The following is an 11,965-nucleotide window of genomic DNA, read 5'->3' on the forward strand; positions in this document are numbered from 1 at the left end:
ATATGTCCGCAACACGACAGCTGCGCCTGGGCACGATTTTGCACGGCGCTTCGGGGAATATGTCAGCCTGGCGTCATCCGGCAGCCCCGGCCGATGCCAGCATCAATTTTAACTTTGTCAAAGAGACGGCCCTCAAGGCCGAAGCGGGCAAGCTCGACTTTATCTTTGTCGCGGATGGCCTCTACATCAACGAGAAGTCGATCCCGCATTTTCTCAACCGCTTTGAGCCCCTGACCGTGCTGTCGGCGCTGGCGACCGTCACATCACGGTTGGGGCTGGTGGGCACCTTATCCACCTCCTACAGCGAGCCCTTCACCGTGGCGCGCCAGTTTGCCAGCCTCGACCATCTCAGCAACGGCCGGGCGGGCTGGAACGTGGTGACTTCGCCGCTGGAAGGTTCAGCGAAGAATTTCTCCCGCGACAAGCACCCGGAGCACGCCCTGCGTTACCGCATCGCCGATGAGTATCTCGACGTGGTGAAAGGGCTGTGGGACTCCTGGGAGGGCGACGCCTTTGTGCGTAACAAAGAGACCGGGGAGTTCTTCGACCCTAAAAAGCTGCACACCCTCGATCACCACGGGGATTTCTTTAAGGTAGCCGGGCCGCTGAACATTGGCCGCACGCCGCAGGGCAGGCCGATCGTCTTCCAGGCCGGCGCCTCGGACGACGGCAAAAAGCTGGCGGCGAAACATGCTGACGCCATCTTTACCCACCATGACACCTACGAAGAAGCCCAGGCGTTCTGGCACGACGTGAAAAGTCAGCTGAAGCAGCATGGCCGCCGTGAGGACGAATTGCATATCTTCCAGGGGGTGAGCGTCATCGTCGGGAAAGACGCCGCCGACGTGGAGGAGCAGTACCAGACCACCGCCGCGCTGGTCTCCATCAACGATGCCCTGAACTATCTGGGCCGCTATTTTGAGCATCACGACTTCAGCCAGTATCCGCTGGATGAAGCCTTCCCGGACATTGGCGATCTGGGGAAAAACAGCTTCCGCAGCACCACCGATGAGATCAAACGCAACGCCCGGGAGCGCAACTTAACCCTGCGTCAGGTGGCGCTGGAAGCCGCCTCGCCGCGTCCGCGTTTTTCCGGCACCCCGGAACAGGTTGCTGACGGCTTACAGCAGTGGTTTGAGGGCTATGCCGCGGACGGGTTCATCATCCAGGGCGGCACCCCGGATACCTTCCCGCGCTTTGTGGATCAGGTGGTGCCGCTGTTGCAGGCGCGCGGCCTGTTCCGCACCGAATACCCCGGCACCACCCTGCGTGAGAGCCTGGGATTAGACCAGCCCGTTAATCAGTTCACACAACAATAACGCACACAACAATAAGAGAACCTGCCATGAAAAAATCATCGCTTATTCTGGCGCTCGCGCTGGCCTTTACCCCTGCCGTCTGGGCAGAGAACGTCAACATTAACGGCACCGGGGTCAGCCTCGAGGCCAACAAAACGCCGATCAACACCGCAAAAAATCCGCAGGCCATCGCTCAGCTGCCCGCCAGCTTTAAGCCGGTAGTGCCGGGGAAATTTACCGTGGCGATTGCCGGGCTCAGCCAGCCGCCGCTGACGGTGTTTGCCGATGACAACAAAACCCTGATTGGCAGCGAGGCCGATATCGCCCGTCTGGTGGCCGACAGCCTCGGGCTGGAGCTGAACGTGGTGCCCACCTCCTGGGAAGACTGGCCGCTGGGGGTGACCTCCGGGAAATACGATGCGGCGATCAGCAATATCACCGTCACCAAAGAGCGCAAAGAGAAGTTCGATTTCGCCACCTACCGTAAGGATTCCCTGGGCTTCTACGTGAAATCCACCAGCCCAATCAAGAAGCTCGAGAAGGCGGAAGACATCGCCGGGCTGCGGATTATCGTTGGCTCCGGCACCAACCAGGAGGCGATCCTGCTGGCGTGGGATGCGGAAAACCAGAAGAAGGGGCTGAAGCCGTTCACCCCTATCTACACCAAAGATGATGCTGCCCAGACCCTGGCGTTGCAGTCCGGTCGTGCGGATGCTTACTTTGGCCCGAACGTGATTGGCGCGTGGAAAGCGGCCCTCAACGGTAAAACCAAACTGGTGGGCAGCGTCGACGGCGGCTGGCCGAAAGCGGCGCATATCGCCGTGACCCTGAAAAAAGGCAGTGGCCTGGCCGAGCCGGTGCAGACCGCCCTGAACGGCGTGATCAAGAACGGCGACTATGACAAGGTGCTGAACCGCTGGGGGGAAGGCGTGGAGCGCATCCCGAGTTCCGAAGTGAATCCGGCCGGCCTTGGCGACTAAGGAGAACCTATGAGCGACCTTTTTCGTGACGTTTCGCCGGAGGACGCCGATCTTCAGCCCATCATCGAGGGGCTGTTCGGCGAGTACGCGGCGCGCTACGGCGACTACTTCTCTAAAGATGCCGAGATCGAGCTGACCGAGTGGTATCTGGCGCCGCAGGGGCTGTTTATTGTCCTGGAGCGCGACGGAAAAATCATCGCCACCGGGGCCTATAAACCCTTCGATGGGCAGACCGCCGAGATCAAACGGATCTGGACCGACAAATCCCTGCGCCAGCAGGGACTTGCCGCCCGGGTGGTGCAGGAGCTGGAGCGCCGGGCGGTACTGGCCGGTTACAGCCAGATCTACCTCACCACAGGCTTTCGTCAGCCGGAAGCGGTGCGGCTCTACCTGAGCCAGGGCTACGCGGCGCAGTTCGACCTGACCCGTGACCCGGAAGAGTACAGCCAGCCGCCGTTCGACGGACGGCTGCGCTTCACCAAAACGCTGGTACGCGAAGCGTTCAGTAAATCGGCATGAGGAACGACGATGAACAACGTTGAAACCATCAAAGTGGTCCCGGCGCGCTACCCGCTGCGCACGGTGGGGGCGATTGTTGCGCTGTTTGTGCTGGCGGTTGTCATTCAGTCGGTGGCCTTTAACCCGCGCTGGGAGTGGAGCGTATTCGCGCGCTGGTTCTTCGATCCGGTGATCCTTGAAGGGGTGGGGCAGACGCTGCTCCTGACCCTGATCGGCACCGCGCTCAGCGTGGCGATCGGCGGCATGTTAGCCCTGGCCCGACTGTCCTCCTCGTGGCTGCTGAGCAGCCTCGCCTGGGGCTATATCTGGCTGTTCCGCTCCCTGCCGCTGATTGTGGTGCTGATTATCCTCTACAACTTCTCCTATCTGTACGACACGCTGTCGCTCGGCGTGCCGTTCACCAGCATCACCTGGGGCAGCTTTGAAACCATCAACGTGCTGGGGCAGTTCTCCACCGCCGTTGTCGGCCTGACGCTGGTGCAGAGCGCCTATACCGCGGAGATCATTCGCGGCGGCTTCCTGGGGGTCGATCACGGCCAGTATGAAGCGGCGGCCGCGCTGGGTTTGCCGGCCTCGCGCCGCACCCTGCGCATCATCCTGCCGCAGGCGCTGCGCACCATTCTGCCGTCCGGGTTCAACGAAATCATCAGCCTCGCCAAGGGCACGGCGATGGTTTACGTCCTGGCGATGCCGGAGCTGTTCTATACCATCCAGATGATCTACAACCGCACCCAGGAGGTGATCCCGCTGCTGATGGTCGGTGCCGTCTGGTATCTGGTGATCACCACCGTGCTCTCCGCCATTCAGCATCTGGTTGAACGTGCTCTGGCCCGCAGCGAGCGCCGCTCGGCGGTGAACACCTCCCGCGCCACCCGCACCCGTTCCGTTACCACCCAAACCACACAGGAGCCTGTCCATGCGAGCCTCTCCTGAAGGACATATTTCCATTACCGGCGTCAGCAAGTTTTTTGGTCGGCACAAGGCGCTGGATAACGTCTCGCTGGAGATCCCGCCGGGCTCGGTGACGGTGATCCTCGGCCCGTCCGGCTCCGGTAAATCCACACTGCTGCGCACCATTAACCACCTCGAGCGCGTTGATGAAGGTTTTATCCAGATAGACGGGGACTACATCGGCTATCGCCGGGAGGGCAACACGCTGTACGAGCTGAAGGAGAAAGCGATCCTCAAACAGCGCATCAACGTGGGCTACGTGTTCCAGAACTTCAACCTGTTCCCGCACCTGACGGTGCTGGAGAACCTGATTGAGGCGCCGATTGCCCACAAACAGCTGAGCCGAAAAGAAGCGGTCGATCGGGCCTACGATCTGCTGGACGTGGTGGGGCTGCGCGATAAGGCCGACGCCTGGTCGCGGCACCTTTCCGGCGGGCAGCAGCAGCGTATCGCCATTGCCCGTGCCCTGGCATTACGCCCACGAGTGATGTTGTTTGATGAACCGACGTCCGCCCTTGACCCCGAGCTGGTGGGCGAGGTGCTGGACGTAATTAAAAAGCTGGCCCGCTCCGGCACTACCCTGGTGGTGGTGACACATGAGATCGGCTTCGCCCGGGAAGTGGCAGACCAGGTGGTGTTTATGGTCGACGGCAAAATCGTCGAACAGGGGAGCAGCGACGAGGTGTTGAACCGTCCGTCCCACGCCCGAACGCGGCAGTTCCTGTCCAAAGTGCTGTAAGGAGAGAAGATGAAAAAGGGATTACTGGCGTTGTTAATGGTGGCGTCCACAAGCCACGCCGCCATTGATTTACAGGCGAACGAGCAGCCGCTGCCGGTGACGGTGGATAAGCAGGCGGTGGCGAAGATCCCCGCAAGCTATAAATTTGTCGAACCGGGCACCTTAACCGTCGCCATTTCGGCGCTGAACTCGCCGCCGCTGGCGCTGCTGGCCAGCGATAACCGTACCCGCATCGGCAGTGACCCGGATATCGCCCGGCTGCTGGCGGGCAGCCTCGGTTTAAAACTCAAGCTGGTGCCGACGGCGTGGGAAGACTGGCCGCTGGGCATCACCTCCGGGCGCTACGACGTGGCGCTGGTCAACATTGCGGTGACCGAGCAGCGTAAACAGAAGTTTGACTTCGCCACCTATCGCGTCGATAACCTGGCCTTTTCAGTGAAATCCACCAGCGAGGTGCAGTCGATCAAGAGCGCCGCCGATCTGGCGGGTAAAAAGGTGATTGTCGGCTCCGGCACCAACCAGGAGCGCATTCTGTTGGGATGGAACGAAGAGAACAAAACCGCCGGGCGCGAGCCTGCGCTGCCGGTCTACCTTACCGACGACGCCTCAGGCAATCTTTATATCCAGTCCGGCAGGGCGGACGTGTTCTTTGGCCCGCAGTCGGTATCGGCTTACAAAGAGGCCCTGACCGGTAAAACCCGGGTCGTGGGCTTAGGGCCGAAAAAGGCGTATGTCGCCACCACCACCAAAAAGGGTAACGAGCTGGTGTATGCCCTCCAGGCGGCGCTCGACGGGGCCATCCAGCGCGGCGAATACCAGAAGGTGCTGGCGCGCTGGGGCGAGCAGGGCGAGGCGGTGGCGCAGTCGGAGGTTAACCCGCCCGGGATAACCTACTGAGGCTGCTCTACACTTAAGGCTTTGACCGAGGTATAGCCGATGATCAAAGTCTATGGCGTTCCCGGCTGGGGCTCAGCCATAAGTGAAGTGATGCTGACCCTCGCCGATATTCCGTATCAGTTTATCAACGTCGACGGGTTCGATAAGCCGGGCGCGACGCGCGAACTGCTCGAAAAACTGAATCCCCTGTGTCAGGTGCCGACCCTCGAGCTGGAGAACGGCGAGATCATGACGGAAACGGCAGCCATTGCGCTGCTGGTGCTGGATCGCTGTCCCGATCTGGCACCTCCCGTCGGGCATGCAGATCGCCAGCAGTTTCAGCGCCTGCTGATCTGGCTGGTGGCTAACGTTTATCCCACCTTTACCTACGCCGATTACCCGGAGCGCTGGGCACCGGACGCCCCCGAGCAGCTGCAACAAAACTGCCGCGAATACCGTAAATCGCTCTATCTTTGGCTGGATAACCACCTCAAAGCCACGCCATACGCCTTTGGTGAGCCGATCACCCTTATCGACTGTTATCTGTGCGTGATGCGAATCTGGGGCCCACGTCCGGAATGGTTTGCTGCCAACACGCCGAACATTACCGCCATTGCCGATAGCGTGTGCAAGCTCCCGAAACTGCACAAGGTGCTAAAAGACAACGAGATACTCTGCTAGTCTGGAACGCTTACTCAAAAGGAGCCCTGCACATGCCACACGTCAATATCAAATGTTTTCCCCGCGACCTGAACGACGAGCAAAAAACCGCGCTGGCGGCAGATATCGCCGAGGTGATTACTCGCCATCTGAACAGTAAAGATCGCTCCATTTCGGTCGCGCTGAACGAAGTTCAGGAAGCCGACTGGAAAGCGCAGGTCTGGGATACGGAGATTGGTCCGAAGCTGGATGAGTTGATTAAAAAGCCGGGCTATTCGATGTAAAAGCAGTAAACGTATCCCCCGCATCGGCAAGATGCAGGGGATAAAAGCTGATTAAAGGGTACTGGTATTAACCCGCTTGCCAATATCTTTTAGCTGAGAATACTTTTCCAGTAATTGCGGCGCTGGATCGTTTTATGCGCGACGAGCTGGAGACATTTACGCGTGAAGTCGCGGGGTTATCCTCCGCGCAAAAAATGGAGCGCCTGGTCGCCGATTTTCTGCCCTTTGAGCAGGATGCCGCCTGGCAGCTGTATGGCGCCACGTGGCAGTTAGCGCTGCATAATGACGCTTACGCCGAATTCGTTGAGGCCATTATGCAAGCGTGGAGCGAACGGGTTCGCGACATTATTGAGGAAGGTGTGGGGAATGGAACCTTCCGCGAGTGCGACCCCAGCCGCACCACGCGACAGCTGATTTCTCTCCTGAGCGGTTATGACGAATTTCTGGGCGTCAGGCCTTCGGCGGAAAAATGCGCGATGGTCGAAGCCGATATTGCCGATTTTATACAACGATTTATTTATAAGGCGTAGGGGCCGGGTAAGGCGCAGCCGCCACCTGGCAAACAGGCCGCACGAAGTGACTTATCCTGTTTCGGATGCTAAAAAAAGCGTTGATTTGACCTCGAGATCCCAATTTTGCAATTATCAAAAAAATACCCTTCTGATTTTAGTTAGGGCGAGATAAAGCCATGCCTCTTGCTTATTAGTATTCTCCGACCCCTTTAGGTTTTTAATAGTAGTATAAAAAGTCGAGCAACTACCATTTATGGTGGATTTATAAGTCTGCGCCTAAGAAAAAAGACTTCAACATGTGGTTCCTAAGCATTAAAATGTCCACGCTAAAAATTATCAAAAAATAGTAAATTAAAGTTATTATAAAATTGCCAATGGATGATACAGATCATATGAAACAGAAAATTTTAGCTACCACGTTACTCACGTTGATTTCCGCTATTCTGGTAGGGTGTGGCGATAAGCAACCGGAATGTACTTCCGAGGCCTTTTCTAAAGCTATTGTCGATCGTGTTGGTGATAACTTATTCCGCAACTACAATGATACCGACGTTAAATTTAAGGATAAGGACGACTTAATCGCCCGTAACCATATTGAATTAAGAAACGTAAAAGAGGTTTCTGCAGATGAGAAAGCGCAGTCGAAGGTATGCTCTTTTGACATTAGCATCCAGCCAGTAGGCCCCTTAACCACCCGTTTTGAATCCAGAAACCATCAGGCCAGCGTCTTAATTGATAATAACGGTAAGGAAGTTATCTCCGCAGCGTCTAATTTAGGGCATTCGTTGATGGAAGATCCTGACATTGCTGAACGGGGTAAACCGTCCAAAGAGCAACAAGAAGCCCTTGATGCCTATAAGAAACAAAAGGAAGAACAAGAAAAGAAAGCGGCTGATTTCAAAAAACAGGTTCTTGCCGTACCAGCAGAAGATTACAAATTCATCAGCGATGAGGATTTTACCTGGCTGTATCTGGCGCGAGCTAAAAACATTGATAATAAAGAGATGCTTAACCTTGTTGATGCCAAATATTATAATGAGCAAGATGAGTTTAAGAAGCGCGATATCGAAAAAACCGCCATTCCGGCCATGCTTGATAAACTTGAAGAATATAAAAAAATCAAGTATATAAAATTTATATCAGCAGAGCGTGACCCTAAGGGGCAATTCCCTACCGTTTCGGGTGGGCCTGTGATGGTGAAATTTTTACCCGGTATTTTCCCTGAGAAGTATAACTTTGAAAAACAGGTTTACACTCTGACTTTGGACGGATGCCCTGATGTACCCAGCATTAAAAATCTCATGGTTAATACTCAGAATGTCATGATGGCCTGGGATACGGAAGCCTCACTCACAACATGCCAGATCAAACCTAAAGATGAAGCGGAAGCGCGTGCCTGGAATGACATCTTCCAGACTGAAAAAAGCCAGTATGGACATAATAACTATGGTGTGGTTTATTTCGCACTGAACGATGAGCTCGATGATTCTGGTCATCTCAAGTCTGTCCTGATCCGCGCGGATGTTAATTATAATGGCGAGCAGCCGCTGAAATTAACGACGCAGTTAAAGAATTAATGTTGTAGTCAATACAGGGGTTGAATGGCTTATTATTCAGCCCCTTTTTTACAGGCCGTATAACCTTTATCTATATTAAAAGTCCATGAGCCGATCGCGCGATCTTGACTTTTAGCGATATAAACAGGCTTAAACTCTCATCCCAACATTAAAGCGGGAATATTTCACCTCTGAACGTTGTTACCTCTTTTTATAGAGTTAGCACGTCCCATGCTGCATGTTCTTATAAGTTCCATAGAGTATCTACGGGTCAAAATTCTATCCATACAGCTCCGGATGCTCCCGCAACATCGCCAGCATATTATCCCGTATCTCATCCTGCGCACCGGTCATCCATACCGCCTCCAGCGGCATCCCCATCTGCTCCGCGCCGTTCAGCTGCACAAACTTCACCCCCGGCATCAGATAGCGGCTGCTCCACGCCGGGACAATCGCCAGGCCAATGCCCGCCGCCACCAGGTTGATGATGGTCTGCTTTTCGTCCGCCATCTGTGACACCGTCACTTCAATGCCCGCATTATGGAACAGGTTCATGGTCAGATCGTGGCTGTGCGGGCGCGAACGCCGCTCCGGCAGGATCATCGGCATTCCTTCCAGCTCGGCGATATCGACCCTTTCCCGGTCGGCAAACGGATGGCTGGCCGGCAGGGCAAGGATGCCGGGCTCATTGCATAAAAACGCCCGGCCAAACTGAGCATCCAGCTGCGCGGGCGGACGAATAAACACCAGATCCAGCCTGCCGCTTTTCAGCTTCGGCAGCAGATGGACGGTCTTGTCTTCGAAGAGCTGGATCTCCACCGTCGGGTAGTGCTGGCGAAACAGCTGCAGCAATCCCGGCAGCAATCCGATGGCCGCGCTGTCGATAGTCCCGACGCGTAAAAGCGGCTGCGCCCGGCGCGGATTTTGACGAAATTGCAACATAATCGCATCGGCGTGGGCGAGCAGCTTTCGCGCCTCTTCCCGCAGCAAAACGCCATTCTCCGTGAGCACCACCCGGCGGGTTGAACGCGTGAATAACCGCGTGCCAAGTGCTTCTTCTAAAAGGCGAATATTCCTTCCCAGGGCAGAGGGCAGCATATCCAGCCGCTGTGCCGCCTGACCGAAATGCAGGGTTTCTGCCACTGCCAGGAAACAGCGCAGGTGTTGTAGTTCCATTTTGGCTCGCTCGTGATTATTGCATTTTTTTGTATAAACCGATGCGCATGATCATGCAAGAAATATCAGCATACTCATCAAGGCAGCCCGACTGCGTACCCTACAAAATAATTATGAGGAACACCTCACATGACCTGCACAATCGAACAACGGGTCATGCGCAAGATCACCTTGCGCATCGTACCCTTTATCATGCTGTTGTATTTCATCGCATTTCTCGACCGCGTCAATATCGGTTTCGCGGCGCTCACCATGAACACCGATCTCGGCTTCTCCCCGGCGGTGTTTGGCTTCGGGGCCGGGATTTTCTTCCTCGGCTACTTCCTGTTTGAGGTGCCGTCCAACCTGATCCTGCACAAGGTTGGGGCGCGCATCTGGATTGCCCGGGTGATGATCACCTGGGGGATGGTCTCCGGCGGCATGGCCTTTGTCCAGGGCACTACCAGCTTCTATACCCTGCGTTTCCTGCTCGGCGTGGCGGAAGCAGGCTTCTTCCCGGGGATCATCCTCTACTTAAGCTACTTGTTCCCGGCGCAAAAGCGCGCCCAGGTGACGGCCATCTTTATGGCCGCGGCGCCTATCTCCACCGCGCTCGGCTCGCCGATTTCCGCCGCACTGCTGGAGATGCACGGCATGATGGGCTTTGCCGGCTGGCAGTGGATGTTTGTCCTCGAAGCGGTGCCAGCGGTGATCCTCGGCGTGGTGGTACTGTTCTGGCTGACCGACCGCCCGGAAAAGGCGAAATGGCTCAGCGAAGAGGAGCGCGGCTGGCTGATTGCCACTCTGCAACGCGAGCAGGCGGCTAAACAGGCTACGGCACAGCACAGCGTCTGGAAAGGGCTGCTGGATAAACGCGTTCTGGCCCTGTCGCTGGTCTACTTCGGCACTTCTGCCGGGCTCTATACCCTGGGCATCTGGTCGCCGCAGATCATCAAAACCCTCGGCGTCTCCTCCATGACCGTCGGCCTGCTGAATGCGATTCCGGCGGTGCTGGCAGTGGCGGCAATGGTGCTCTGGGCGCGTCATTCCGACAAAACCGGCGAACGCTCGTGGCACGTGATTGCCGCCTGTATCGTCGCGGCTGCCGGGCTGTTTATGGCGGGCAGTACGACGAGCATTGTCGGGGTGATCCTTGCGCTGACCATCGTTAACTGCGGCATCAGCGCCTCCAAACCCCCGCTGTGGAGCATGCCAACCCTGTTCCTTTCCGGTTCGGCGGCGGCGGCGGGTATCGCCACCATCAACTCACTCGGCAATCTGGGGGGCTTTGTCGGTCCGTTCATGATTGGCCTGATCAAGCAACAAACCGGGAGTTACACCTGGGGACTGTGGTTTGTCGCCGGGCTGCTGATCCTCTCCTCAATCGTGGTGCTGTGGCTCTCGGCGTCCAGCCGCAAGGCGCAGGCCAGCGAAACATTAATTCAGTCAAAACATTAATTTAAGGAAAAACCATGAAAGATTACGCCATTGCAGCTATCCCCGCAGACGGTATCGGCCCGGAAGTAATCACCGCGGGTGTGGAAGTGTTACACGCGCTGGCCCAGCGTCAGGGCGATATGCGTTTCTCGGTGCACACCTTCGAGTGGGGCTCGGATTACTACAAAACCCACGGGGTGATGATGCCGATCTGCCAGGGTTTCGACCAGTATGCCAACGTCCGTCCGACCAAAATCCTGCCGGGTATTCAGTCCCCGCTGCGCAAGGCGGTTCCGGGCACCCTCGACTGGGTGATCGTGCGCGAGAACTCGGAAGGGGAATATTCCGGCCACGGCGGTCGCGCCCACCGCGGCCTGCCGGAAGAGGTGGGTACCGAGGTGGCGATTTTCACCCGCACCGGAGTCACGCGCATCATGCGCTACGCCTTCCGCCTGGCGCAGACCCGTCCGCGCAAGCTGTTAACCGTGGTCACTAAATCCAACGCCCAGCGTCACGGGATGGTGATGTGGGACGAGATCGCCGCCGAAGTGGCCCGCGAGTTCCCGGACGTCACCTGGGACAAAATGCTGGTGGATGCCATGACCGTGCGCATGACCCTGCACCCGGAGTCGCTGGACACCATCGTGGCGACCAACCTGCACGCCGATATTCTCTCCGATCTGGCGGGTGCCCTGGCGGGCAGTCTGGGGGTGGCCCCGACCGCCAATATCGATCCGGAGCGTCGTTTCCCGTCGATGTTCGAACCGATCCACGGCTCGGCGTTTGATATCACCGGCAAGGGCATCGCCAACCCGGTCGCCAGCTTCTGGACCGCGGCGCAGATGCTTGAGCATCTGGGCGAAGGCGAGGCTGCTGCACGTCTGATGGCCGCCGTCGAGGCCGTCTGCGCGAAGGGCATCATGACTCCGGACGTGGGCGGTACGGCCAATACCCGCGAGGTCACCCAGGCGGTGATCCGCGCCATCGCAGAAGGCTGA

General features: G+C 57.1%; 11 protein-coding genes and 1 pseudogene. 11 read left to right on the forward strand and 1 reads right to left on the reverse strand.

Going from position 1 to position 11,965, the window contains the following annotated elements; genetic code table 11:
* Positions 1-2 precede the first annotated feature (2 nt).
* From LRS40_RS18505 to LRS40_RS18545, 9 genes and pseudogenes are all read left to right on the forward strand, one after another.
* Positions 3-2,278: pseudogene (locus tag LRS40_RS18505) on the forward strand (NtaA/DmoA family FMN-dependent monooxygenase).
* Positions 2,279-2,287: 9 nt separating this feature from the next.
* Positions 2,288-2,797, forward strand: a complete 510-nt coding sequence (locus LRS40_RS18510) for a GNAT family N-acetyltransferase (protein WP_142489534.1) — start codon at positions 2,288-2,290, stop codon at positions 2,795-2,797.
* Between the two features lie 9 nt (positions 2,798-2,806).
* Complete coding sequence (locus tag LRS40_RS18515; RefSeq protein WP_142489533.1) at positions 2,807-3,730, forward strand: amino acid ABC transporter permease; 924 nt, start codon at positions 2,807-2,809, stop codon at positions 3,728-3,730.
* Positions 3,714-4,487, forward strand: coding sequence for an amino acid ABC transporter ATP-binding protein (locus tag LRS40_RS18520; protein WP_142489532.1), 774 nt, complete (start codon positions 3,714-3,716; stop codon positions 4,485-4,487). Before LRS40_RS18515 ends, LRS40_RS18520 begins: the two co-directional genes overlap by 17 nt.
* A 9-nt stretch (positions 4,488-4,496) precedes the next feature.
* Positions 4,497-5,384 (forward strand): transporter substrate-binding domain-containing protein, encoded by an 888-nt coding sequence (locus tag LRS40_RS18525; protein ID WP_231312305.1) that lies wholly within the window; start codon positions 4,497-4,499, stop codon positions 5,382-5,384.
* A gap of 39 nt (positions 5,385-5,423) precedes the next feature.
* Positions 5,424-6,044 (forward strand): glutathione S-transferase family protein, encoded by a 621-nt coding sequence (locus LRS40_RS18530; RefSeq protein WP_231312306.1) that lies wholly within the window; start codon positions 5,424-5,426, stop codon positions 6,042-6,044.
* 32 nt (positions 6,045-6,076) lie between these two features.
* Complete coding sequence (gene pptA, locus LRS40_RS18535) at positions 6,077-6,307, forward strand: tautomerase PptA (RefSeq protein WP_142489529.1); 231 nt, start codon at positions 6,077-6,079, stop codon at positions 6,305-6,307.
* A 134-nt stretch (positions 6,308-6,441) separates the two neighbouring features.
* Entirely contained in the window at positions 6,442-6,837 is a 396-nt protein-coding gene (locus tag LRS40_RS18540; protein ID WP_231312307.1) for a TetR family transcriptional regulator C-terminal domain-containing protein, read from the forward strand.
* A 374-nt stretch (positions 6,838-7,211) separates the two neighbouring features.
* The gene (locus LRS40_RS18545; RefSeq protein WP_231312308.1) at positions 7,212-8,396 is read left to right on the forward strand and encodes a hypothetical protein; all 1,185 of its coding nucleotides are present in this window, start codon (positions 7,212-7,214) and stop codon (positions 8,394-8,396) included.
* A 258-nt stretch (positions 8,397-8,654) separates the two neighbouring features.
* Here the strand turns inward: LRS40_RS18545 and LRS40_RS18550 are convergent, their stop codons facing one another.
* Positions 8,655-9,551: a LysR family transcriptional regulator gene (locus LRS40_RS18550; RefSeq protein ID WP_231312309.1), complete on the reverse strand. Its 897-nt coding sequence runs from the start codon at positions 9,549-9,551 to the stop codon at positions 8,655-8,657.
* 129 nt (positions 9,552-9,680) lie between these two features.
* Between LRS40_RS18550 and LRS40_RS18555 the strand changes: the two genes are divergently transcribed.
* Complete coding sequence (locus LRS40_RS18555; RefSeq protein ID WP_231312310.1) at positions 9,681-10,988, forward strand: MFS transporter; 1,308 nt, start codon at positions 9,681-9,683, stop codon at positions 10,986-10,988.
* A 14-nt stretch (positions 10,989-11,002) separates the two neighbouring features.
* The gene (locus LRS40_RS18560; protein ID WP_231312311.1) at positions 11,003-11,965 is read left to right on the forward strand and encodes an isocitrate/isopropylmalate family dehydrogenase; all 963 of its coding nucleotides are present in this window, start codon (positions 11,003-11,005) and stop codon (positions 11,963-11,965) included.

It is taken from the genome of Leclercia sp. G3L, assembly GCF_021117075.1.
GTDB lineage: Bacteria > Pseudomonadota > Gammaproteobacteria > Enterobacterales > Enterobacteriaceae > Enterobacter > Enterobacter adecarboxylatus_C.